At 55.2% G+C, this 22,850-nt stretch carries 22 protein-coding genes; 6 read left to right on the top strand and 16 right to left on the bottom strand.

The genetic code is table 11. The features are described from left to right. Positions 1 to 35: 35 nt before the first annotated feature. The 3 genes from E0E17_RS08550 to ssb1 all read right to left on the bottom strand — a co-directional run bounded on the left by E0E17_RS08550 (position 36) and on the right by ssb1 (position 2,673). Entirely contained in the window at positions 36 to 995 is a 960-nt protein-coding gene (locus tag E0E17_RS08550; RefSeq protein ID WP_130833375.1) for a DMT family transporter, read from the bottom strand. Positions 996 to 1,024: 29 nt separating this feature from the next. Then, the gene (locus tag E0E17_RS08545; RefSeq protein WP_130833373.1) at positions 1,025 to 1,891 is read right to left on the bottom strand and encodes an AraC family transcriptional regulator; all 867 of its coding nucleotides are present in this window, start codon (positions 1,889 to 1,891) and stop codon (positions 1,025 to 1,027) included. Positions 1,892 to 2,130: 239 nt separating this feature from the next. Further along, positions 2,131 to 2,673, bottom strand: a complete 543-nt coding sequence (ssb1, locus tag E0E17_RS08540) for a single-stranded DNA-binding protein SSB1 (RefSeq protein WP_130833371.1) — start codon at positions 2,671 to 2,673, stop codon at positions 2,131 to 2,133. Positions 2,674 to 2,899: 226 nt separating this feature from the next. Here ssb1 and uvrA point away from each other — a divergent pair, with 226 nt between their 5' ends. Both uvrA and E0E17_RS08530 read left to right on the top strand, forming a co-directional pair. After that, positions 2,900 to 5,728, top strand: a complete 2,829-nt coding sequence (gene uvrA, locus E0E17_RS08535; RefSeq protein WP_130833370.1) for an excinuclease ABC subunit UvrA — start codon at positions 2,900 to 2,902, stop codon at positions 5,726 to 5,728. A gap of 261 nt (positions 5,729 to 5,989) precedes the next feature. Continuing rightward, entirely contained in the window at positions 5,990 to 7,054 is a 1,065-nt protein-coding gene (locus tag E0E17_RS08530; protein ID WP_130833369.1) for an NAD(P)-dependent alcohol dehydrogenase, read from the top strand. 67 nt (positions 7,055 to 7,121) lie between these two features. Here E0E17_RS08530 and E0E17_RS08525 read toward each other — a convergent pair whose 3' ends face one another. From E0E17_RS08525 to E0E17_RS08510, 4 genes are all read right to left on the bottom strand, one after another. Further along, complete coding sequence (locus E0E17_RS08525) at positions 7,122 to 7,463, bottom strand: MmcQ/YjbR family DNA-binding protein (protein WP_130833367.1); 342 nt, start codon at positions 7,461 to 7,463, stop codon at positions 7,122 to 7,124. Positions 7,464 to 7,465: 2 nt separating this feature from the next. Then, positions 7,466 to 7,882, bottom strand: coding sequence for a secondary thiamine-phosphate synthase enzyme YjbQ (locus E0E17_RS08520; RefSeq protein ID WP_130833365.1), 417 nt, complete (start codon positions 7,880 to 7,882; stop codon positions 7,466 to 7,468). A gap of 138 nt (positions 7,883 to 8,020) precedes the next feature. Then, the gene (locus E0E17_RS08515; RefSeq protein WP_130833363.1) at positions 8,021 to 9,214 is read right to left on the bottom strand and encodes an amino acid aminotransferase; all 1,194 of its coding nucleotides are present in this window, start codon (positions 9,212 to 9,214) and stop codon (positions 8,021 to 8,023) included. Positions 9,215 to 9,256: 42 nt separating this feature from the next. Next, a complete protein-coding gene (locus E0E17_RS08510) occupies positions 9,257 to 9,871 on the bottom strand; it encodes a YitT family protein (protein WP_130833360.1) in 615 nt (204 codons plus the stop codon). An 11-nt stretch (positions 9,872 to 9,882) separates the two neighbouring features. Here E0E17_RS08510 and E0E17_RS20190 point away from each other — a divergent pair, with 11 nt between their 5' ends. After that, entirely contained in the window at positions 9,883 to 10,038 is a 156-nt protein-coding gene (locus tag E0E17_RS20190) for a hypothetical protein (RefSeq protein WP_165446216.1), read from the top strand. Positions 10,039 to 10,111: 73 nt separating this feature from the next. Here E0E17_RS20190 and E0E17_RS08505 read toward each other — a convergent pair whose 3' ends face one another. Together E0E17_RS08505 and dnaB are read right to left on the bottom strand one after the other, a co-directional pair. Next, on the bottom strand, positions 10,112 to 10,591 hold the full coding sequence (locus tag E0E17_RS08505) for an Lrp/AsnC family transcriptional regulator (protein ID WP_130833357.1): 480 nt from the start codon (positions 10,589 to 10,591) through the stop codon (positions 10,112 to 10,114). A gap of 144 nt (positions 10,592 to 10,735) precedes the next feature. After that, entirely contained in the window at positions 10,736 to 12,142 is a 1,407-nt protein-coding gene (gene dnaB, locus E0E17_RS08500) for a replicative DNA helicase (RefSeq protein WP_130833355.1), read from the bottom strand. Positions 12,143 to 12,238: 96 nt separating this feature from the next. Between dnaB and E0E17_RS08495 the strand changes: the two genes are divergently transcribed. Beyond that, positions 12,239 to 13,222, top strand: a complete 984-nt coding sequence (locus E0E17_RS08495; RefSeq protein WP_130833353.1) for a quinone oxidoreductase — start codon at positions 12,239 to 12,241, stop codon at positions 13,220 to 13,222. A 217-nt stretch (positions 13,223 to 13,439) separates the two neighbouring features. On the opposite strand, the gene pspG is transcribed toward E0E17_RS08495, so the two are convergent. The 3 genes from pspG to E0E17_RS08480 all read right to left on the bottom strand — a co-directional run bounded on the left by pspG (position 13,440) and on the right by E0E17_RS08480 (position 16,294). Further along, on the bottom strand, positions 13,440 to 13,649 hold the full coding sequence (pspG, locus tag E0E17_RS08490; protein ID WP_337587007.1) for an envelope stress response protein PspG: 210 nt from the start codon (positions 13,647 to 13,649) through the stop codon (positions 13,440 to 13,442). A 215-nt stretch (positions 13,650 to 13,864) separates the two neighbouring features. Beyond that, entirely contained in the window at positions 13,865 to 14,857 is a 993-nt protein-coding gene (gene dusA / locus E0E17_RS08485) for a tRNA dihydrouridine(20/20a) synthase DusA (RefSeq protein ID WP_130833349.1), read from the bottom strand. Positions 14,858 to 15,043: 186 nt separating this feature from the next. Further along, complete coding sequence (locus E0E17_RS08480; RefSeq protein ID WP_130833347.1) at positions 15,044 to 16,294, bottom strand: conjugal transfer protein TraF; 1,251 nt, start codon at positions 16,292 to 16,294, stop codon at positions 15,044 to 15,046. Between the two features lie 456 nt (positions 16,295 to 16,750). Here E0E17_RS08480 and zur point away from each other — a divergent pair, with 456 nt between their 5' ends. Continuing rightward, positions 16,751 to 17,272, top strand: a complete 522-nt coding sequence (gene zur / locus E0E17_RS08475) for a zinc uptake transcriptional repressor Zur (RefSeq protein ID WP_130833345.1) — start codon at positions 16,751 to 16,753, stop codon at positions 17,270 to 17,272. Positions 17,273 to 17,330: 58 nt separating this feature from the next. On the opposite strand, the gene E0E17_RS08470 is transcribed toward zur, so the two are convergent. The 4 genes from E0E17_RS08470 to E0E17_RS08455 all read right to left on the bottom strand — a co-directional run bounded on the left by E0E17_RS08470 (position 17,331) and on the right by E0E17_RS08455 (position 20,280). After that, a complete protein-coding gene (locus E0E17_RS08470) occupies positions 17,331 to 17,543 on the bottom strand; it encodes a CsbD family protein (protein WP_130833343.1) in 213 nt (70 codons plus the stop codon). Positions 17,544 to 17,748: 205 nt separating this feature from the next. Further along, positions 17,749 to 19,077 (bottom strand): MATE family efflux transporter DinF, encoded by a 1,329-nt coding sequence (gene dinF / locus E0E17_RS08465; protein WP_130833341.1) that lies wholly within the window; start codon positions 19,075 to 19,077, stop codon positions 17,749 to 17,751. A 113-nt stretch (positions 19,078 to 19,190) separates the two neighbouring features. Then, positions 19,191 to 19,805, bottom strand: coding sequence for a transcriptional repressor LexA (lexA, locus tag E0E17_RS08460; protein WP_130833339.1), 615 nt, complete (start codon positions 19,803 to 19,805; stop codon positions 19,191 to 19,193). Positions 19,806 to 19,911: 106 nt separating this feature from the next. Further along, positions 19,912 to 20,280 carry a diacylglycerol kinase gene (locus tag E0E17_RS08455; RefSeq protein WP_130833335.1) on the bottom strand — a complete coding sequence of 123 codons (369 nt, stop codon included), beginning with the start codon at positions 20,278 to 20,280 and terminating at the stop codon, positions 19,912 to 19,914. 128 nt (positions 20,281 to 20,408) lie between these two features. On the opposite strand from E0E17_RS08455, the gene plsB reads away from it, so the two are divergent. Then, positions 20,409 to 22,832 (top strand): glycerol-3-phosphate 1-O-acyltransferase PlsB, encoded by a 2,424-nt coding sequence (gene plsB / locus E0E17_RS08450; RefSeq protein WP_130835500.1) that lies wholly within the window; start codon positions 20,409 to 20,411, stop codon positions 22,830 to 22,832. Positions 22,833 to 22,850: the final 18 nt, after the last annotated feature.

The raw sequence follows: 22,850 nt of genomic DNA, 5'->3' as shown, positions 1-22,850 counted from the left end.
TCGGGTAATGCGCCTGTTATTCTTTCTCCACCGCGTCAGACTTTCATTTTCTTAATGACTGGCCGGGGCTTAACACGCATTGCATAAAGCACGCCAGCTATCAGGCAAAGAATACCGCCGAGCGTTAACAGTGGCGGCCAGCTTTGGCGCCAGAGAAATGTCCACAACAGGCCAAATAAGGTTTCGAAGACAATCAACGGTCCAATTAAAACCGTGGGAAGCCGCTGACTGGCAGCATTCCAGCACAGCGTTCCCAGCCAGGAGCAAAACAGGCCGATAGCCAGCATTAAGGGAATAAAAATTTCCGGGCGGGGACCGAAAGGCAAGGCAAAGTCAGGCCGCTGCCAGGCGAGTTGCCCGCTGACCAACAGCCAGGCGAGCAGCGCCAGCGGCAGTGTCACTACTCCCTGCGCCGTAGCCCAGGTTGAGGGTTTCACCTCGGGATGCGCACGCAGCCAGCGCGCATTACGCAGCGGATACCAGGTCCAGCACGCAACGGCGCATAATGCCAGCAGGATCCCTGTCAGATAGCCGGGGATATCCGGCGGTGTTTCGGCAGCCTGCCACTCTGCCTGGTTTACACACAGTAATCCCAGCGCGATCAGCATCAGCGCAGGCGACAGACGCCGCCAGGATAGCTTTCCTTCCAGATGTCCGTAACAGAGGTTGGCGGTAACAGAGATAACGACCGGCAGGGTGCCAATAATCATGGTTGAAACCGGTGCGCCGGTACGCTGAATCGCGTTGGCCAGACAGGCGTAGTAGAGCAGATTGCCAATCAGCGACAGTTGCAGGGCTTCTGCCCAGTCGCCTGAGCACAGTTGACGCAGATGATGACGCGCCTGCCAGGCGAGCGGCAGGGCTATCAGGCCAAAGGCGACGTAACGGCCAGCCGACTGTAAGGTGCCGGGATAATCGGGCACGATCAGCGGTCCGACGAAGATCAGCCCCCACATCAGCCCTGCCGCCAGAGCAAAGAGTACGCCTGCAAACATGTTTTTCTTCCTTATAGAATCGGTGCCGCTCAGTTTCCCTGAGTGGGCAGAAAAATTCTTGTAGCAGATTGCGCTGGCATGACCTGTTTCTGGTAACGAACCGGAGTAATACCGTAACGACGAGTGAACGCGCGCGTCAGATGAGCCTGATCGGTCAGGCCCACCATGAAAGCCACCTCTGCCGCCGCACAGCCGCGCGCCAGTAGTTGTTTCGCTTCATAGAGGCGAAACGCCATCAGCATCTGGTGGGGCGTAACGTGATAGTGCTGTTTGAAGGCGCGCAGGAAGTGCCAGGGCGTGAGGGAAACCAGCGCGGCCAGCGTATCAAGCCGGATGGTCTGCGCCAGACTGGCACGCAGATATTCGCGCACGCGGTCAAAGCGATGTGCCTCCTGCTGCTGCGACGGCCGCGCCACGCGGGCAAAAGGTCGCATAAAAGCCAGCAGGTCAACCAGCAAACCCTCCCGTTCGAGCGCGGTTTCCGCCTGCCACAGCGCCGCCAGGGCGTGCGACAACGGCTGGGCTGCGCGGCGATCCACGCGCAGCGCGTCACTGAACCACCATCCCCGCTCACCGGTCAGCATCTCCAGCCTCTCGGGCTGAATATAGACCATGCGATAACGCCAGCCCTCTTCACAAGCGGACTCGCCGGTATGCAGCTCATCCGGATTCATCATCACCAGAGAATGGACAGGCGCTACGTAATGGCTGCCGCGATAGCGAAAGCGCTGAGCGCCTGCAAGGATAGTGCCGATGCCGAACGCCTCATGGGTGTGCGGCTCAAAGGCATAACGCGCAATATGCGCCTGATAGAGTTCCACCCCGGGCAGTTCAGCCAGCTGGCGAAACTGGGCGCGATCTTTTTCACAGGGGAAAACAGCGGGCACTACTGACACAATCTACATCCTCAAGCCATCCGGAAGCCGTCAGCATGCCTCTTTTTCACTGCGAATTGCAAAACAGCCGTTTATGCGATCACCAGAATGCCACAGCCTGACACTTATCCTGCTGACGCAGACGCGCCCTCAGGCGGCCTGTAAAAAAGGCCTGCAGGAAGCGCACAACGCTTTGCAGGCCTTTCAGAGATTAAACGGCGTGATGCATTAAGAGGGCATCATGCCGCCAGGATACGCACTCAGAATGGGATATCGTCGTCAAAATCCATCGGCGGTTCGTTGTTCGCCGGAGCGCTCTGCTGCGGACGCGACTGCGCGCCACCGCTGAACTGATTACCGCCCTGCGGCTGTTGTTGCGGCTGCTGTGGCTGGCCCCAACCGTTGTTGTTGCTCTGACCGCCGCCCATCGGCGCACCTGCACCGGCGCCCTGCTGACGGCCGCCCAGCATCTGCATGGTACCGCCCACGTTGACGACCACTTCCGTGGTGTAACGATCCTGGCCGCCCTGATCCTGCCATTTACGCGTACGCAGCTGGCCTTCAATATAGACCTGCGAACCTTTGCGCAGGTATTCCCCTGCCACTTCAGCCAGCTTGCCAAACAGCACAACGCGGTGCCATTCGGTGATCTCTTTATTCTCGCCGGTCTGTTTATCACGCCAGCTTTCCGACGTGGCCAGTGTAATGTTGGTAACCGCGCCACCATTTGGCATATAGCGGACTTCCGGGTCCTGACCCAGATTCCCGACAAGAATCACTTTGTTAACGCCCCGACTGGCCATGTTGGTGTCTCCCGATAAGTTATTGCATTAAGTCTAAACGGTTAATTCTACCACGTCACAACCTGTGAGTCCTGGTTTCGAGCTGGGTTCCAATTTTGATTCTCCCGTTGCTGCTTTGCAAGAGAGTACTGGATATTTATTCAGGTTATTTTTTATGCCATAATGATGTGTTTCTTCTGGCCGTGTCGGCAAGGCATGGCGAGTGCTGCTAATCCGGGAAATGTGAATGGATAAGATAGAAGTCCGTGGTGCCCGCACCCATAATTTAAAAAACATCAACCTGATCATCCCTCGCGACAAGCTGATCGTGATCACCGGCCTGTCAGGTTCCGGTAAATCTTCGCTGGCGTTTGATACGCTATATGCCGAAGGTCAGCGTCGCTATGTTGAGTCGCTCTCCGCCTATGCCCGCCAGTTTCTTTCCCTGATGGAGAAGCCGGACGTCGATCATATCGAAGGGCTCTCGCCGGCGATTTCAATCGAACAGAAATCGACGTCGCACAACCCGCGTTCCACCGTGGGTACCATTACTGAAATTCACGACTACCTGCGTCTGCTGTTTGCCCGCGTGGGCGAACCGCGCTGCCCGGATCATGATGTGCCGCTGGCGGCGCAAACCGTGAGCCAGATGGTCGATCAGGTGCTGTCACAGCCGGAAGGCCGCCGTCTGATGCTGCTCGCCCCGGTGGTGAAAGATCGTAAAGGCGAACACACCAAAACGCTGGAAAACCTGGCGGCGCAGGGCTATATCCGCGCGCGCATCGATGGCGAAGTGTGTGATCTCTCTGATCCGCCGAAGCTGGAGCTGCAGAAAAAACACACCATTGAAGTGGTGGTCGATCGTTTTAAGGTACGTGAGGATCTGGCGACGCGTCTGGCGGAGTCGTTTGAAACCACGCTGGAGCTCTCCGGCGGCAGCGCCATCGTGGCGGATATGGATGAGGCCGATGCCGAAGAACTGCTGTTCTCGGCCAACTTCGCCTGCCCGATTTGCGGCTACAGCATGCGCGAACTGGAACCGCGCCTGTTCTCCTTTAATAACCCGGCCGGCGCCTGCCCCACCTGTGACGGTCTGGGCGTGCAGCAATATTTCGATCCCGAACGCGTGGTGCAGAACCCTGAACTGTCGCTGGCGGGCGGTGCGATTCGTGGCTGGGATCGCCGTAACTTCTACTATTTCCAGATGCTGCGCTCGCTGGCAGAACATCTCAAGTTTGATGTCGAAGCCCCGTTTAATAGCCTGAGTGACAGAGCGCAACAGGTGATCCTTTACGGCTCTGGCAAAGAGAGCATTGAATTCAAATATATTAACGATCGCGGCGATACCTCGGTGCGTCGTCATCCCTTTGAAGGGGTGCTGCATAATATGGAGCGCCGCTATAAAGAGACTGAATCGACCGCAGTCCGGGAAGAACTGGCGAAATTTATCAGCAACCGCGCCTGTACCACCTGTGACGGCACCCGTCTGCGCCGTGAAGCGCGTCATGTGTTTGTGGAAAACACCAATCTGCCGACCATCTCCGAGATGAGCATCGGTCATGCGATGGATTTTTTCCGTAACCTGAAGCTCAGCGGCCAGCGGGCCAAAATCGCCGAAAAAGTGCTGAAAGAGATTGGCGATCGCCTCAGCTTCCTGGTGAACGTGGGTCTGAACTATCTCTCGATGTCACGATCCGCTGAAACCCTCTCCGGGGGCGAGGCGCAGCGTATCCGCCTGGCCAGCCAGATTGGCGCCGGGCTGGTAGGCGTGATGTATGTGCTGGATGAACCCTCCATTGGCTTACACCAGCGCGATAACGAACGCTTACTCAGCACGCTGGTTCACCTGCGCGATCTCGGCAATACCGTGATTGTGGTTGAGCATGATGAAGATGCCATCCGCGCCGCCGATCACGTGATCGATATCGGCCCGGGCGCCGGCGTTCATGGCGGTCAGATTGTGGCGGAGGGTACCGTTGAGGAGATTATGGCGCGGGAGGAGTCGCTTACCGGCCAGTTCCTCAGCGGGAAACGTGAGATAGCCGTTCCTGCCGAACGCGTCAAAGGCGACCCGACGAAAGTGCTGAAGCTGACGGGAGCGCGCGGCAACAACCTGAAGGATGTGACGCTGACGCTGCCGGTGGGCCTGTTTACCTGTATTACCGGCGTCTCCGGCTCCGGTAAGTCGACCCTGATCAACGATACGCTGTTCCCTATTGCGCAGCGTCAGCTGAACGGCGCCACCAGCGGCGAGATCGCGCCCTATCGTGAGATCAGCGGTCTGGAGCATTTCGACAAGGTGATCGATATCGATCAGAGCCCGATCGGTCGTACACCACGCTCCAACCCGGCGACCTACACCGGCGTCTTTACGCCTGTGCGCGAGCTGTTTGCTGGCGTACCAGAAGCGCGTTCGCGCGGCTACAATCCGGGGCGTTTCAGTTTTAACGTGCGCGGCGGCCGCTGTGAGGCCTGTCAGGGCGACGGCGTGATCAAGGTTGAGATGCACTTTCTGCCCGATATCTATGTCCCCTGCGATCAGTGCAAAGGCAAGCGCTATAACCGCGAAACGCTGGAGATTAAGTACAAAGGCAAAAGCATTCACGAAGTGCTGGAAATGACGATCGAAGAGGCGCGTGATTTCTTCGAGGCGGTGCCTGCGCTGGCGCGTAAGTTGCAGACGCTGATCGACGTGGGGCTCTCTTATATTCGCCTTGGTCAGTCCGCGACCACCCTGTCAGGCGGTGAGGCGCAGCGCGTGAAGCTGGCGCGCGAGCTGTCGAAACGGGGAACCGGTCAGACGCTCTATATCCTTGATGAGCCGACCACCGGTCTGCACTTTGCGGATATTCAACAACTGCTGGCGGTACTGCATCAGCTGCGCGATCAGGGTAATACCATTGTGGTGATTGAGCATAACCTGGACGTGATCAAAACTGCCGACTGGATTGTTGATTTGGGTCCGGAAGGCGGCAGCGGCGGCGGTGAGATTCTGGTGGCCGGTACGCCGGAAACCGTGGCCAACTGTGAAAAATCGCATACGGCACGCTTTCTTAAGCCTTTGCTGAAAAAGTAATTTCTCTGTGAGCCAGCGCCCTGCTGGCTCCGCTTTTCCACTGCCGTTTTCGCCAGACAATTGCAGAAACAGGCAAGATTTAGACATATTCAGGTATATCGTCTGTCCCTTTCCCTGACTATCCTTAACACTGTCCCGCAATAACGGAGATAGCCTGACGCTCTCCCTTTACGTGCCGCTGGCACCACCCAGTCATATGCGGGCAGCTGCCGGTACGCTTCACCGAATTACTTACTCATGACACATTGAAACGGAGACACCATGAATATTACGCATGCCTATGCCGCTCAAAACGCACAAGCTAAACTCGCGCCTTTTGACTATAAGCCGCGCGAGCTGCGCGCTCATGATGTACAGATTGAGGTGCTGTTCTGCGGTGTTTGCCATTCCGACCTGCATCAGGCGCGCAACGAATGGAAAAACACTATCTATCCGGTCGTGCCAGGTCATGAAATTGTTGGCCGCGTCACCGCGGTTGGCGCGCACAGCCAGAAATATAAACCCGGCGATCTGGTAGGCGTGGGTTGTATGGTGGATTCCTGCCGCAGTTGTCCGAGCTGCCAGGAAGGGCTGGAGCAGTATTGCGAAGAAGGCTTTGTAGGCACTTACAACGGCGAAGATCGTGAAACCGGCGCCATTACCTACGGCGGCTATTCAACCAGCGTGGTGGTTCATGAAGACTTCGTGCTGCGTGTACCGGAGAATCTGGAGCTGGCCGGCGTTGCGCCGCTGCTGTGCGCCGGTATCACCACTTACTCTCCGCTGCGTCACTGGAACACCGGGCCGGGCAAAAAAGTAGGTATCGTTGGCCTGGGCGGCCTTGGCCACATGGGTGTGAAGCTGGCGCATGCGATGGGTGCACATGTGGTGCTGTTTACCACCTCACCATCAAAAATCGAGGACGGGAAACGTCTGGGCGCTGATGAAGTGGTGGTATCAAAAGATCCCGACCAGATGGCGCAGCATACCAACAGCTTCGATTTTATTCTGAATACCGTGGCGGCTCAACACGACCTGAACCCCTTTATCGCTCTGCTGAAACGCGATGGCACCATGACGCTGGTAGGCGCACCGGAACACGATCACCCGGCTCCGCAGGTGTTTAACCTGATCATGAAACGTCGCAGCATTGCCGGTTCCCTGATTGGCGGCATCGCCGAAACTCAGGAAATGCTCGATTTCTGCGGCAAACACGGTATCACCTCTGATATTGAAATGATCGCGATGAATCAGATCAACGAAGCTTATGAGCGTATGCTGAAAAGCGATGTGAAATACCGCTTTGTTATCGATATCAATACACTGCGTGAAGAAAGCGCAGCCTGACAGGCTGTTCAGTCCTCTCCCCGACGGGAGAGGACCTCTCTACCCCAGCCAGGCGATATGCCTGAATCTACCCCCCTGCGCCAGAAGCTTTGCTGCCCATAGCCTGCTGAAAAGAGGCATCGACCAGGTAGTAGATTTGCGAATCCTTCAGTGCCCCATCGAGAAACAGCGTACTCCAGTGCGTTTTGTTGAGGTGTTCACTGGGAAACACATCGCTGTGCTCATCCCGCAACAGTTCCGCCAGTGCTGGCGTGGTTTTCAGCGAGAGAGCCGGACGTCCTTTCACTTCATGCACCATGGCAAACAGCACGCCGTCTGTTTTAACCTGGGTGGCTTGCCAGTCGCTGTGCTCACTCTGCTCAGCGCCCGGTTTATTCATGCAGTAGACCAGTAGATCCGAAATGTTCATTGTTATTCTCCTTGTAGCGTAGCGACAATATGTCGCGGACCGCCATGGATACGGTGTTCGCCGAGCCAGATACCCTGCCAGGTGCCTAAAACCAGCCGTCCACGGCTGACCGGCAGCAATAGCGACACCCCCAGCAGCGATGATTTGATATGTGCAGGCATATCGTCTGGTCCTTCATAGTCGTGCTGGTAAGGGGCATTTTCCGGTACGTGACGCATAAAATGTTGCTCCATATCGCTGCGCACGGTGGGGTCGCAATTTTCATTGAGGGTGAGTGAGGCCGAGGTATGCTGCAATAACAAATGCAGTAAACCGGTTTGTACTTCCGCCAGCGGACGAATCTGTCCGACAATCTCCTCAGTGACCAGGTGAAATCCCCGCGTTTTTGCGCTGAGCGTTAACGTTTGTTGATACCACATGCTTTCTCTTCCTGAATGACTCATCCCTCTTAAGTGTGCAGCATGTTGCTAAAAGGTAAACCCTGCGCAAAGAATAGATAAAAAAAGCCGCCAGGCTCAGCGTCTGACGGCTTTTTTATTATCGCAAGACCGGATGGTTTACATGACGGCGGCAAACGCCTCAGCCACCTGATGCACGTTTTTGCTGTTCAGACCGGCAACACACATGCGACCACTGGCGATCAGATAGACGCCAAATTCATCACGCAGGCGATCAACCTGCTGCGCGCTGAGGCCGGTGTAGCTGAACATACCGTTTTGCTTCAGCAGGTAATCGAAATTTTTGCCCGGCAGCGCCTGACGCAGTACCGCTACCAGCGACTGACGCATCTCCAGAATACGCAGACGCATCGCTTCCACTTCCGCCAGCCAGCTCGCCTTAAGCGCCTCATCATTCAGCACGCAGGAGACCAGCTGCGCACCAAAATTGGGTGGGTTGGAGTAGTTGCGACGTACAGTCGCCTTGAGCTGACCCAGCACGCGGCCCGCCTCTTCAGCGCTGTCGCAGACAATGGACAAGCCGCCGACGCGCTCGCCATACAGCGAGAAAATTTTGGAGAAGGAGTTGCTGACCAGCGCAGGCAAACCAGCGGTAGCGATGGCGCGGATGGCATAGGCATCCTCTTCCATACCTGCGCCAAAGCCCTGATAAGCGATATCCAGGAACGGAATCAACTGCTGCGCCTTCAGCACCTCGACGGTTTCATCCCACTGCGCAGTCGTCAGGTCTGCCCCGGTCGGGTTGTGGCAGCAGGGGTGCAGCAACACAATACTCTGTGGTGGCAGGGTTTTCAGCTTAGCCAGGAAGGCGTCAAACTTCACGCCATTGGTTTCCGTGTCGTACCAGGGATAGGTGCTGACCTCGAAACCAGCCCCGGCAAAAATCGCCACATGGTTTTCCCAGGTGGGATCGCTGACCCAGACTTTTGACTGCGGGAAGTAACGTTTCAGGAAATCGGCACCCACTTTCAACGCGCCGGATCCCCCCAGCGTCTGAATTGACGCGATACGCCCTGCGGTCAGCACCGGATGATCGGCACCAAACAACAATGGCGCAATGGCGTGACGGTAGGCTGGCAGGCCTTCAATTGGCAGATAGAGGGTCGCGTCATGGGATACCGCTTTCAGCCGCTCCTCTGCCGCCGCCACCGCCTGAAGCTGGGGAACGATGCCCTGTTCATTGTAATAGAGGCCGATACTCAGATTCACTTTGTGTTCGCGCGGATCCTGTTTAAAGGTTTCCATCAATGAAAGAATCGGATCGCCGGCGTAGGCATCAACGTTTTGAAACACGGTGCACATCTCCTGGTTGAGAAAAAGAGAATCCCGACGTCCTCAGACTCTGTAGCGTCCAGGACGGTGATTCATAGCAATAATCAAATTGAGTATTATCGCGCCCGCCACCGAGGCGAGCAGCATGGGCACAGAAACCACAAACAGCGAGGCGAAAACCACGCAGGTATCTACCGCCATCTGCAGCTTACCGGCGCGTATGCCAAAGCGATCCTGCAGCCAGAGCGCCAGGATATTGATGCCCCCGAGGCTGGCTTTATGACGGAATAACACTATAAACCCAATTCCCATCACGATGTTACCGAACAGTGTCGCATAAAAAGGATTCAGTTCAGAAAAATGAATAAACAGCGGATGCAGATGGGTAAACAGCGATACCAGGCCCACGGCGCAGAAGGTTTTCAGCGTAAATTCCCAGCCCATCCGGCGCACCGCCAGCCAGTAAAACGGCAGGTTGATGAGAAAAAACGCACTGCCGAAAGAGCAGGAAGAGAGATAGCTGATCAGGAAAGCGATACCGGCGGTGCTGCCGGTCAGCGCCCCTGCCTGTTTCAGCATAATCACGCCAAATGAAACCATCAGCGTACCGAGCACCATAGCCAGCGCATCTTCAAGACGAGAATGGGGAACAGTGACGGGTTGAACAACGTTATCCATGGTTTTATCTCATGACAATTGACGCCATTCAAATGCAAAAATTGCACCATAATGGACGTTATCTGCCCTCGCGCCAGGGTGTCATCAGATATCCTTTTGATAATACAGGAACTTTAATGAATATTTTTGTGCGCATTTTAGCGCGTTTTCCGCCAGTTTATGCGTAAAACTCTTTAAAGGCGCGCATTTCGCGCATTTATGTATCCGACAGTGCACCAAATAAGTGCAACGCGCCCTGTTTTAGCGCATTTTTTGCTGCGGGAGCATCATTAAGCCATTCTCTTTCAACCGGTTCAGTACCACAGAGGTTTTGACATGCGCCACGCTCTGATGCCCGGCTACCAACTGGCTAATCAGTGCGCTGAGCGAAGCGAGATCCGCAACCGCCACTTTCAGCAGATAATCGGCATCCCCGGTGGTTTTATAGGCGTCGACAATCGCCGCCTCCTGCTCCACCATCCGATGAAAGCTCTCAACATATTCCGGAGTATGGTTAATCAGACGCACCTCAATCAGCCCCACCATGCCAAGGCCGATGGCGTCCGGCGAGAGACGGGCGTGGTAGCCCAAAATTAAATTCAGCTGTTCGAGATTAATGCGTCGCCGCGAACATTGCGAGGCTGACAGGCCAACCAGATCACTTAATTCCTGATTGGTCAGACGACCATTCGCCTGCAATAAGGTCAGTATTTTTAAATCGTAATTATCAACGTGGTTCATGCTGTTTCCGGCGCGTGTACTGTCGCTTTGGTTACAGATAACCCTGGGGAAGCTGCTGTTGTCCAACACTATTTTCTGATGAGATGCACAAAGTATGCATCTCTCTGCAGAAAGCGTCAGGCAATGTATCGCTGACGCGTGCCGTTATTCGTCGTCGTACTGCGGACCCGCGTAATTATCGAAGCGTGACCACTGACCGTTAAATGTCAGGCGCACCGTACCAATCGGGCCGTTACGTTGCTTACCAATAATGATTTCGGCAATGCCTTTCAGATCGCTGTTCTCGTGATAAACCTCATCACGGTAGATAAACATAATCAGGTCAGCATCCTGTTCAATAGAGCCCGATTCACGCAAGTCGGAGTTCACCGGGCGTTTATCGGCACGCTGCTCCAGCGATCGGTTAAGCTGCGACAACGCCACCACCGGCACATTCAGCTCTTTCGCCAGCGCCTTGAGCGAGCGCGAAATCTCGGCAATTTCCAGCGTACGGTTGTCAGAGAGCGAAGGTACGCGCATCAGCTGCAGGTAATCGATCATGATCATGCTGAGACCATCGTTTTCACGATAGATACGACGCGCACGTGAGCGCACTTCAGTAGGCGTCAGGCCCGATGAATCATCGATAAAAATGTTTTTCTTCTCCAGCAGAATGCCCATGGTGCCGGAGATACGCGCCCAGTCTTCATCGTCCAGCTGGCCGGTACGGATACGTGTCTGATCGACGCGCGACAGCGAAGCCAGCATACGCATCATAATCTGCTCGCTGGGCATTTCGAGGCTGAAAATCAGCACCGGTTTTTCCTGCAGCATCGCCGCGTTTTCGCACAGGTTCATGGCGAAAGTGGTTTTCCCCATGGAAGGACGCGCCGCGACGATAATCAGGTCGGAACGTTGCAGACCGGCCGTTTTCTTATTGAGATCCTGGTAGCCAGTATCGACGCCGGTTACGCCATCGTGCGGCGTCTGGAACAGCGACTCAATACGCGATACGGTCGCTTCCAGAATCTGTTCAATATTTTTCGGGCCGGTATCTTTATTGGCACGCTGTTCCGCAATTTTAAACACGTTGGATTCAGCGAAATCGAGCAGATCTTCACTGCTGCGCCCTTGCGGATCGTAACCGGCGTCGGCGATCTGATTGGCGACGGCGATCATCTCACGTACCACGGCACGTTCGCGCACAATGTCCGCGTAGGCATTGATGTTAGCCGCGCTGGGGGTGTTTTTCGCCAGTTCAGCCAGATAGGCGAAACCGCCTGACATCTCCAGTTCGCCGCGCGTCTCCAGCGATTCGGAAAGGGTGATCAGGTCAATGGGCTGGCCCGCTTCCAGCAGTCGCTGCATCTCAGAAAAGATCAGCCGATGCGGGCGGCTGAAGAAATCTTCTGCCACGACGCGCTCAGAAACGTTATCCCAGCGCTCATTGTCCAGCATCAACCCACCGAGCACCGACTGCTCCGCTTCCAGCGAATGAGGTGGCATCTTGATGCCTTCCAGCTGGCGATCACGGGTTTCGTTCGATTTGTTGGTGGGTTTATTTCCTGCCATAGTGAATGCAATACCGATATTCTGAAGGGACGCGCCAGTATACCTTGTTGTGGCGCTTGTCTCACGTCTCATGATGCATAATCCACAGGAGTAAAAATGGCAAAGCGTATTCAGTTCAACGAACACGGCGGCCCTGAGGTTCTGCAGTGGGTTGACTTTGATATCGCCGATCCCGCTGAGCATGAAGTGCAGGTCGAGAATAAGGCGATTGGCCTGAACTATATCGATACCTATGTGCGTAGCGGGCTCTATCCTGTACCTGAATTGCCGTCCGGTCTGGGCACCGAAGCCGCGGGCGTGGTGAAGAAGGTGGGATCTGCCGTCAGCCATTTTAAACCTGGCGATCGCGTGGTGTATGCGCAGTCGGCGCTGGGCGCTTACAGCGAGTGGCATAACGTGCATGAAGATCGCCTGGCGCACCTGCCGGACGCCATCTCGTTTGATCAGGCAGCCGCCTGTTTTTTAAAAGGGCTCACGGTACAGTATCTGCTGCGTCAGACTTATGAGGTCAAGCCGGATGAGGTTTTCCTGTTCCATGCCGCCGCCGGCGGTGTGGGGCTAATCGCCTGTCAGTGGGCAAAAGCGCTGGGCGCCCATCTGATCGGCACCGTCGGCTCAGCGGAAAAAGCGCAGCTGGCTAAAGAGGCGGGCGCCTGGGCGACCATCAATTATCAGGAAGAGGATATTGCGCAGCGCGTCAGCGAGCTGACTGGCGGGAAAAAAGTGCGCGTGGTGTATGACTCGGTAGGTAAAGATACCTGGGAAGCCTCGCTGGATTGCCTGCATCGTCAGGGACTGCTGGTCAGCTTTGGCAACTCCTCCGGGCCGGTGACCGGTGTTGATCTCGCGGTGCTGAATAAGAAGGGCTCGCTGTTTGTCACCCGCCCTTCTCTGTTTGGCTATATCACGAACCGCGAAGAACTGGATCGGGCAAGCAATGAGCTTTTTTCACTGATCGCCAGTCGGGTAATCAAGGTCAATGTCAGCGAACAACAGCGTTTCCCGTTAAAAGAGGCGGCAAAAGCGCATCAGGCGCTGCAGAGTCGGGCCACACAGGGTTCAAGTTTGCTGATTCCCTGATCGACAGATGCAAACAGGGCTTCCCGAAGGAAGCCCCTTTTTCTTTTTTTATAGTTCGCGCTGGTGTAGGGACAGCGGCGATGAATAGGTTTCGACTCAACGAGTGCTATCCTGACAGAAAACATAAGTAAAAAATATGTTTAAATGTGCTTTTGGGTTAAGGAAAGCGCCAGACTGTGATCTCGCACGCAATTACCACCAGCGCCTTTCGTCTAACTTATTGAATTTTCGGCGAAGGCGCCCCCCCCGCGACACGGTTATCTCTATGAAAAAGCGCACGGTACAGCCAGACGGCAACGACCGCCAGCACCAGCCACGGCAACACTTCTATAACAATCATAAACAGCCCGCCAACCACCATCAGTAGTGTCGCCACTGCCAGCGCAGCGAGAACGCCCAGCAGCGAAACGCCGGTCAGCATCAGCATCAGAAAAAAGCCCAGAACGAATAAAATTTCCACGGTGTGCTCCTCAGTTTTACAGGAAAGCTATTTCAAGAAGCGTGCCAGCTTATACTTATGATGGCCCTGTTGATTTTTAAGCAAAAACTTAAAACGACCGCAGAAAAGCTGGCGAAAATGACGAAAAAATGGCGAGAAAAAAACGCTATGGCGGGAAAACTGAACGCTTTCCCGCGCGGGTATCAGGCTTCCTGCGGAATATTGTCTGCGACGCGCTGCAGTGCCGCCTCCAGAACGCGTACATCGGCCCCCGGCTTATGGGCATTTTCGCTCAGGTAGCGCCGCCACTGTCGTGCGCCCGGGATCCCCTGAAACAGACCGAGCATATGGCGAGTAATATGGCCAAGCCAGGTCCCTTTCGCCAGTTCCCTTTCGATATAAGGATACATGGCACGCACCACCACAACCGGATCGACCGCAGGTGCCGCAGGATCAAACAGCTCAGGGTCAACCTGCGCCAGCAGACCCGGGTTCTGGTACGCTTCGCGCCCCATCATCACGCCGTCCATATGCTGTAAATGCGCTTTTGCCTCCGCCAGCGATTTCACGCCCCCGTTGATAGCCATCGTCAGATGAGGAAAATCACGCTTCAGCTGGTAGACGCGATCGTAGTCCAGCGGCGGAATTTCCCGGTTCTCTTTCGGGCTCAGACCAGAAAGCCAGGCTTTACGCGCGTGAATAATAAAGGTGTCGCAGTCGCCCCGGGTGGAGACGGTCTGCACAAAATCACACAGGAAAGCGTAGCTGTCCTGCTCATCAATGCCGATACGGGTCTTCACCGTAACCGGAATGGACACCACATCACGCATCGCTTTGATGCAGTCCGCGACCAGCGCCGCCTCAGCCATCAGACAGGCACCGAAACGCCCGTTCTGCACACGATCGGAAGGACATCCTACATTAAGGTTGATTTCGTCATAGCCGCGCTGCTCCGCCAGACGCGCACACTGCGCCAGGGCCGCAGGATCGCTGCCGCCCAGCTGTAAAGCAATCGGATGCTCCTCTTCGCTGTAAGCGAGATAGTCGCCTTTACCGTGAATAATGGCGCCTGTTGTCACCATTTCGGTATAGAGCAGCGTGGAGCCGGTCAACTGCCGGTGAAAATAACGGCAGTGGCGATCGGTCCAGTCCAGCATAGGGGCGACAGAAAAACGTTGCGAGGGAAATTTATCCATGAAGCGTAGCAAACCTGGGGTTAATGAATGAGGAAATTTTGCCCAAGGATAACACAGGAAAGGCGGACGGCCCAATGGGCGCCGTGAAGGCGGAAAGGGGCACAGGCCCTGATAGCACGGAAAAGAAAACGGCAACGGCGCGCTGCCGTTGCCGTTTCGGGCACCAGTTCCTCTGGCGCTGATCGATCAGAAATTAAAGCCCAGCTGCGCCATCGCACCCCAGGTATTATCGTTACCCACGGAGCCTGCCAGATCCAGATGAACCCGGTTGCTGAAAGGCGACAGGCCAATACCTGCAGTGAAGACATTTTCATCCACGGACTTCATGTCGGCCCGGTAACCGGCACGCAGCTGCAGCCAGTCCAGAGCGCGATATTCCGCACCGACGCCCGCATACTGGCTCGCTTCCTGGGATTTGAAGCGTTTCGTCTGGGTCAGATCGACATCGGCCGCGGCCGTAAAGGGCCCCTGGCTCCAGGCAATACCGGTGGTGATCAGTGGTCGGATCTGATACGTATCCCGATAACCATTAACCTCTTTAGTGTCCAGATCCCGTGAAATCAGATTCTGGCCGGTCAGGCCCAGGGTCCAGTTTTCCGCAAAAGAGGTTGCCAGTCCGGCATCCAGGTTGAAGCCGGTATCAGAGCTGCGGTAGCGATCGCTGTTAATATCGCTCTTGTCATAGTTATAAATGCTGTCGGTGTAGTTATAGAGCCAGGTTTTCTGCAGCTTTGGCGTGACGCCGACTGAAACCGGATGGCCCGCCACGTTGAACTCATGGGCCACTGATACCCCGTAATCGGTGACCAGCGCCGCCAGGCCATTGGCTGAAGAACGCAACCGATTCTCATCGCCCTGCCTCGGAATTACCGTCCCGTCTGCCACCCCCTGCAGATAATCGATATCACTTTGCACTACGTTGGCGCGTACTTCCGCCGTGCCGTAGGCTTTGGTCACAAAGGCAAAAGGCAACTCTTCATTGGGAATGGTCACGGCCAGCGCCACTGCCGCATTGCCATGGGCCTTGTTGCCACGCAAATCCCGGAGCTTGCCAGCCATATCACCGGCCGCCGCACGCAATTCCGGGTAGCCGCGAAAATAATCCGCCGGCGTCAGATTATCGATGACATTTTCATAGCGATCCACGGTGTCGGAAATATCGTCCACCTTGTCGATCAATTTGTCTTTGTCAGTCACCTGAATCCCCGCGGAGGGAAAGATAATACTGACCTTATCTTCGGGTTGTGCTTTGGTCATCAGCGCCGGGTTAGCCAGCACGGCTGAACCATAGGTTGAAGAAGCAACGCCGGTTCCGCCCATGGCGTCATTACGGGCGTCATACCAGGTGCCCGCTGCCATCGCAGAGGAAGAAAGAAAAAATGCATTAATAACAAAAGAGTAACTAAACGTACGACGCAAGGAGTAGTTTTTCACCATTGGCCTGCAACACCTTAAGGATCAGCTTTCAGATATTTATTGCTGGTAATAAATTGCTGATTATTCATGGAATAAATCAGCGCCTTATTGCTGTGTGTTTAAACGTAAACAGCGAGGGCTGTTTGCAGGATTGGATACTTTTTATATTAAGACGATTGTTATTTTTATCAGCGGCCAGGAGCGATGAAACATAGCGAAAATCCTGGAGGCCAGGGTGAACGATAGACGTTAAGCGACGAGGATGCAATGCAAAATCAGCCCTTTAAGAGCAGTTACCGTTGCGCTGTGACACAGACAAACACGCCACGGCTTTTTGCTGCGAGGCAGTCACACAGCGTTAATAAAATTTATCACTTACATTCAACAAGATAACCGGTGTTCTTCTCTGTGCGCGCCTGTCAGCACAAGAGTAAATTATGTGATAAGATAACATCTCACGCACAGCGGAGAATGCACATGACGACCCTGATTCCCGATCAAATCATGTCCCAGGCAGAAAAACTCTGTCTGCAACGTGGCGTGCGCCTGACTTCACAACGCGCGGAAGTGCTGCGCCTGATGGCAACACAGCAAAGCGCAATCAGTGCTTACGATCTGCTGGATCGTCTGCGCGTCAGCGAGCCGCAAGCGAAACCGCCTACCGTTTACCGTGCGCTGGATTTTCTGCTCGAACAGGGTTTTATCCACCGTGTGGAATCCAATAACAGCTATGTGATCTGTCATCATTTTGAAGAGCCGCCCCATACCTCGGTGATGCTGGTGTGTGATCGTTGCGCAGCGGTGGATGAGAAATATGCAGGTGGCGTGGAAAACAGCATTGCTGACTTAGCGCAACAGGCGGGATTTGCCTTGCGTCATAGCGTGATTGAAGCCCATGGCCTCTGTGTGAACTGTGCCGAAGTGGAAGCGTGCCAGCATCCGGAAAGCTGCCAGCATGACCATCAGAGCGATATGAAGAAAAGAACTAAAAAAGGGTAAGGGCACATCCTGTGCCTGTTGTCCGGGCAGGAGCATCATCCTGAAAAATACAACAAAGTTACCAACGATAATCTTTATTCTCAGTTTCCCAGGTGCTGACTTCTTTTTCTGCCTCGTCCTTAGCGTATCCGTAACGTTCCTGTATTTTGCCAACAAGCTGGTCGCGTTTACCTTCAATGACGGTCATATCATCGTCGGTCAGCTTGCCCCATTTTTCTTTCACTTTACCTTTGAACTGTTTCCAGTTGCCGCTGGTTTCGTCTCTGTTCATAGGTCTCTCCCTTTTATCCATCAGTGAGATTTTCTGTTAGTTCTGTCACGGAAGGAGGCGATATAAAGCACTGCTGTTTGGCCTCTTTATAAGTTAATTATAGTAGCTACTCAGCAATAAGCAGAAATTTTACAGAATTTTCTGGAGGGAGAGACCAGATAAAACCAGATAAAGGCTGGTCTGGGTGACCCACGACTCTGTTCACTTAGTCCGGATGTGCAAACCAGCTGTTTTGCCGCCAGTGCCTGCGCCAGATAGCCCAGAGCGTCACGCCACGCAGCAGCAGAAAAACCATAAGCGCCAGCCACAGAGCGTGGTTGCCGAGCCAGGGTAAGGTTAACAGGGTAGCAGCGTAGCCAAGAGCGGCGATGACCATCCCGTTACGCATCTCACGTCCGCGCGTAGCCCCGATAAACATGCCATCCAGCAGATAACACCAGACGCCCGCCAGCGGCATAATCACCTGCCAGATCAGAAAACGATCCGCCATGTCGCGCAGCGCATCCAGCGACGTCAGCAGCGAAACAATCCACTCCCCGCTCAGAGCGTAGAAGAGCGCAAAGCCCAGTGCGACCAGCCCCGCCTGACGACAGGCAGCGTGCCACACCTGCAACAGCTTTGTTCCATCTTTTGCGCCAAAGGCTTCACCGGAAAAAGCCTCAACGGCATACGCAAAACCATCCAGCGCGTAGGCGGTAAAGGTAATAAACATCAACAGCAGGGCGTTCACCGCCACCACCTGCGGACCGAGGCGTGCGCCAAGGACGGTGAGCGAGGCAAAGCAGAGCTGAAGCAGCAGCGAGCGCAACATTATGTCGCGATTCAGACGCAGCAGACGGCGCACATCCCCGCGCCAGCTCTGCTGTAACAGCGCCAGGCTGATACCGTGCATTTTCAGTACGCGCCGGACCAGCAGCAAACCAATCGCCAGCGTCATATACTCCGCCAGAGCGGTCGCCGCCGCCGCGCCAGCGACGCCCCAGTGCAGCCCCAGCACCAGCCAGAGATCCAGCACGATATTAATCAGGTTACCGGCCACCAGCAGGAGCACCGGCGCACGGGCGTACTGTACGCCAAGCAGCCAGCCGAGAATCACCAGATTCGCCAGGGTCGCAGGGGCACTCAGCCAGCGGATATGAATAAAGCGTTCAGCCTGTTCCAGTACGGCGTTGTCACCGCCCACAATCTGCAGAATGAGCTGACTTAACGGCGCACGCAGCAGGACAAAAAGCAGACCGGCTACCAGCGCGATCAGCAGCGGCTGCGTCAGCGCTCGCGCCAGCGCGATTTTGTCACCGGCACCAAACGCCTGTGCCGTTAAACCGGTGGTGCTCATACGCAGAAACAGCAGCAGCATAAACAGGAAACTGGTGGCGGTGGTGCCCACGGCCACACCGCCAAGATAGATCGGGCTGTCAAGATGGGCGATAACGGCCGTATCGACCAGACCCAGCAAGGGAACGGTGATATTGGAAAGGATCATCGGCAGCGCCAGCCGCCAGAGGCTTTTGTCAGTGGCAGAGAAGAAAGGCATCAGCAAATCCATGCTTCAGGCCGCTGCGCCTGTTTATGAACTTATGACAGCGGCGTAACTGTTAACCGGTGCTGCGTGCGGGTATGACAGCACCGGTAAGCGCGGGTCAGACCTTAAAACCATTCGCCGTTGCGAACGATACCGACGGCCAGACCCTCAATGGTCAGAGACTGCTGACGCGTATCCACGACGATCGGCTGAAAATCGCTGTTTTCCGGCAACAGCTGCACAATAGAGCCCTGCTTTTTCCAGCGTTTCACCGTGACTTCATCATCGATGCGCGCCACCACCACCTGGCCGTTGCGGACATCCTGGGTTTTATGTACGGCAAGCAGATCGCCATCCATAATTCCGATGTCCTTCATTGACATACCGCTGACGCGCAGCAGGAAATCGGCGCTGGGTTTGAACAGGCCAGGATCCACATGGTAGTGACCTTCAATGTGTTCCTGCGCCAGCAAGGGCTCACCGGCGGCAACGCGGCCGATCAGCGGTAAGCCTGGCTGCGCCTCTTCTTCCATCAGAAGGCGGATGCCGCGCGATGCGCCAGAGACAATTTCAATCACGCCTTTGCGTGCCAGCGCTTTGAGATGTTCTTCAGCCGCGTTAGGTGAGCGAAAGCCCAGCTGCGAAGCGATTTCCGCGCGTGTCGGCGGCATGCCCGTCTGGTTAATATGGTCGCGAATCAGGTCATAGACCTGCTGCTGCCTGCTGGTTAATGCTTTCATCCCGCCCCCTGGTTGTTTATACAGTCGCTGTGAGTATATACAGGTATTCACGAAATGGAAACCGAAACAGAGGGAAAAAGCAGCGGTTTTGCCATTTCTGGAAACCCTATCGCAAATGTGCCCAGAGCAGCGCGATCCAGACAAAAAGCGCCAGTAAAATGCTGATTAACACCGCTGCCGAGCCCATATCTTTCGCCCGTCCCGCCAGCGGATGATGCTCCTGACCAATGCGGTCTACCACCGCTTCGATGGCGCTGTTAATAATCTCGACGATGATAACCAGCACCACGGCACCGATCATCAATATACGGGAGATCATATCGAGGTCGAGCCAGCACACAATCACAATGGCCGCGATGGCGGCAAGGGTTTCCTGACGAAAAGCCGCTTCATGCAGCCAGGCAGCACGGAGTCCTTTCCAGGAGTAACCAGCGGCTTTGATGATGCGGGTTAAGCCGGTGACGTTATTTGCCATAATATGGGAACCCTTTGAATAAATTGACGTCAATGTCTGGGCGGCGTGCATATGGCATGCCCACAGATCTTCGCAGCGCTTTCTGGTATGCTTGCAGCGCTTTGCTAACAAGAGGCTTCATGTTGTCTATGTCAGGTTGGCGTAAACTCTATTACAAATTACTTAATTTACCACTCTCGATTTTGGTGAAAAGTAAGGCTATTCCCGCCGATCCCGTTTCCGAACTCGGACTGGATTCGACCCGGCCCATTATGTATGTACTGCCCTACGATTCGAAAGCCGATTTGCTGGCATTACGTGCGCAGTGTCTTAAACATCATCTGCCCGATCCGCTGGAACCGCTGGAGATCGACGGCGCGCTGCTGCCACGTCATGTTTTTATTCATGACGGCCCGCGTCTGTTCCCCTATTTTGTTCCAAACCTGGAATCGGTAAAAATTTTCCACGAATACCTCGATCTGCATCACAACAATCCGCAACTGGATGTTCAGATGTTGCCTGTGTCAGTGATGTTTGGTCGTGCGCCGGGCCGTGAAGTGCAGGGCGAACGGACCCCGCACCTGCGCGTGCTGAACGGCTTGCAAAAGTTTATTGCTGTGCTCTGGCTGGGACGCGACAGCTTTGTCCGTTTCTCCCCTACCGTCTCCCTGCGCCGTATGGCCACGGAACACGGCACCGATAAATCGATTGCCCAGAAACTGGCGCGCGTCGCCCGTATTCACTTTGCCCGCCAGCGTCTGGCCGCCATCGGCCCGCGTCTGCCAGCACGTCAGGATCTGTTCAACAAGCTGCTGCAGTCTAAAGCGATTGAAAAAGCTGTTGAGGATGAAGCGCGCAGTAAAAAAATCTCTCATGAAAAAGCGCAGCAAAATGCGGTTGAGATGATGGAAGAGATTGCCGCTGACTTCTCCTATGAGGCGATTCGTATCACTGACCGCGTGATGGGCTGGCTCTGGAGCCGTCTGTATCAGGGCATTAACGTGAACGGCGGCGAGCGCGTACGCCAGCTGGCGCAGGATGGACATGAGATTGTTTATGTGCCCTGCCACCGCAGCCACATGGATTATCTGCTGCTCTCCTACGTGCTGTATCACCAGGGGCTGGTGCCGCCGCATATCGCCGCCGGTATCAACCTTAACTTCTGGCCGGCCGGACCGATCTTCCGCCGTCTGGGCGCCTTCTTTATTCGCCGTACCTTCAAGGGCAACAAGCTCTATGCCACCGTGTTTCGTGAGTACCTGGGAGAACTCTTTACCCGTGGCTACTCAGTGGAATATTTTGTCGAAGGGGGGCGTTCGCGCACCGGCCGTCTGCTCGACCCCAAAACCGGGACGCTGGCGATGACGCTACAGGCGATGCTGCGTGGTGGCAATCGCCCCATTACGCTGGTGCCCATCTACATTGGCTACGAGCATGTTATGGAAGTGGGCACTTACGCCAAAGAGCTGCGCGGCGCGGCAAAAGAGAAAGAAGGCTTTATGCAGATGGTGCGTGGCCTGCGTAAGCTGCGTAATCTCGGCCAGGGCTATGTTAACTTCGGTGAACCGCTGCCGCTGGTAAACTACCTGAACAAGCAGGTGCCCGAATGGCGTGACGCCATTGACCCCATTGAGCCGCAGCGTCCCAGCTGGCTTACCCCGGCGGTTAACGATATCGCTCAGCAAGTTATGGTGCGTATCAATGAAGCGGGCGCCGCCAATGCCATGAACCTGTGCGTCACCGCTCTGCTCGCTTCACGTCAGCGCTCACTTACTCGCGAGCAGCTGCTGGAGCAGCTGGAATGTTATACCCAGCTGCTGCGCAACGTACCCTACTCGCCGGATTCGACTGTCCCCGATCTGCCAGCGCAGGCGCTGCTTGATCACGCCATGAGCATGAACAAGTTTGAAACCGAGCAGGACAATATCGGAGATATCATTATTCTGCCGCGCGAGCAGGCAGTGCTGATGACCTACTACCGTAACAACATTCACCATATGCTGGTGATGCCGTCGCTGATCGCCGCCATTGTGCAGCAGCACCGTGAAATCGGCGAGACTGAACTGCTGCGCCAGGTCAGCCTGATCTACCCGATGCTGAAAAGCGAGCTGTTCCTGCGCTGGGAGCGGGCAGACCTGCCGTTGTTGCTGGAATCGCTCAGCGCGGAACTGGCACGTCAGGGGCTGCTTGTCCGCCACGAAGGTGTGCTGAAACTGGCCCCTGCACGTTATCGTACTTTGCAGCTGCTGGCTGCAGGCGTGCGTGAAACGCTGCAACGCTATGCCATCACTTTCTCGATTCTCAGCACCCGCCCCACCATCAATCGTGGCACGCTGGAGAAAGAGAGTCGCACCCTGGCTCAGCGTCTGTCGGTGTTGCATGGCATCAATGCACCTGAGTTCTTTGATAAGGCAGTCTTTACCTCGCTGGTATTAACGCTGCGCGATGAGGGCTATATCAGCGATACCGTTGATGCGGATGTGGCGAAAACCCAGGCTACCTGGGAGATGCTGGCTGAGCTGGTGACCAGCGATGTGCGCCTGACCATTGAGAACGCGGTGGCGCATGATTAACAGGCAGGATATGCGGTA

The sequence above is a fragment of the [Erwinia] mediterraneensis genome, from assembly GCF_900604315.1.
Lineage (GTDB): Bacteria > Pseudomonadota > Gammaproteobacteria > Enterobacterales > Enterobacteriaceae > Pantoea > Pantoea mediterraneensis_A.
The sequence above is the reverse complement of the archived record's forward strand: the minus strand, read 5'-3'. Positions and strand labels throughout refer to the sequence as shown.

Bases quoted from the DNA above. Each gene is read 5' to 3' on its own strand.
- E0E17_RS08550 (WP_130833375.1), bottom strand. From the start codon at position 995: ATGTTTGCAGGCGTACTCTTTGCTCTGGCGGCAGGGCTGATGTGGGGG.
- ssb1 (WP_130833371.1), bottom strand. From the start codon at position 2,673: ATGGCCAGTCGGGGCGTTAACAAAGTGATTCTTGTCGGGAATCTGGGT.
- uvrA (WP_130833370.1), top strand. From the start codon at position 2,900: ATGGATAAGATAGAAGTCCGTGGTGCCCGCACCCATAATTTAAAAAAC.
- E0E17_RS08530 (WP_130833369.1), top strand. From the start codon at position 5,990: ATGAATATTACGCATGCCTATGCCGCTCAAAACGCACAAGCTAAACTC.
- E0E17_RS08525 (WP_130833367.1), bottom strand. From the start codon at position 7,463: ATGAACATTTCGGATCTACTGGTCTACTGCATGAATAAACCGGGCGCT.
- E0E17_RS08520 (WP_130833365.1), bottom strand. From the start codon at position 7,882: ATGTGGTATCAACAAACGTTAACGCTCAGCGCAAAAACGCGGGGATTT.
- E0E17_RS08510 (WP_130833360.1), bottom strand. From the start codon at position 9,871: ATGGATAACGTTGTTCAACCCGTCACTGTTCCCCATTCTCGTCTTGAA.
- E0E17_RS20190 (WP_165446216.1), top strand. From the start codon at position 9,883: ATGACAATTGACGCCATTCAAATGCAAAAATTGCACCATAATGGACGT.
- E0E17_RS08505 (WP_130833357.1), bottom strand. From the start codon at position 10,591: ATGAACCACGTTGATAATTACGATTTAAAAATACTGACCTTATTGCAG.
- dnaB (WP_130833355.1), bottom strand. From the start codon at position 12,142: ATGGCAGGAAATAAACCCACCAACAAATCGAACGAAACCCGTGATCGC.
- E0E17_RS08495 (WP_130833353.1), top strand. From the start codon at position 12,239: ATGGCAAAGCGTATTCAGTTCAACGAACACGGCGGCCCTGAGGTTCTG.
- pspG (WP_337587007.1), bottom strand. From the start codon at position 13,649: ATGCTGATGCTGACCGGCGTTTCGCTGCTGGGCGTTCTCGCTGCGCTG.
- dusA (WP_130833349.1), bottom strand. From the start codon at position 14,857: ATGGATAAATTTCCCTCGCAACGTTTTTCTGTCGCCCCTATGCTGGAC.
- E0E17_RS08480 (WP_130833347.1), bottom strand. From the start codon at position 16,294: ATGGTGAAAAACTACTCCTTGCGTCGTACGTTTAGTTACTCTTTTGTT.
- zur (WP_130833345.1), top strand. From the start codon at position 16,751: ATGACGACCCTGATTCCCGATCAAATCATGTCCCAGGCAGAAAAACTC.
- E0E17_RS08470 (WP_130833343.1), bottom strand. From the start codon at position 17,543: ATGAACAGAGACGAAACCAGCGGCAACTGGAAACAGTTCAAAGGTAAA.
- dinF (WP_130833341.1), bottom strand. From the start codon at position 19,077: ATGCCTTTCTTCTCTGCCACTGACAAAAGCCTCTGGCGGCTGGCGCTG.
- lexA (WP_130833339.1), bottom strand. From the start codon at position 19,805: ATGAAAGCATTAACCAGCAGGCAGCAGCAGGTCTATGACCTGATTCGC.
- E0E17_RS08455 (WP_130833335.1), bottom strand. From the start codon at position 20,280: ATGGCAAATAACGTCACCGGCTTAACCCGCATCATCAAAGCCGCTGGT.
- plsB (WP_130835500.1), top strand. From the start codon at position 20,409: ATGTCAGGTTGGCGTAAACTCTATTACAAATTACTTAATTTACCACTC.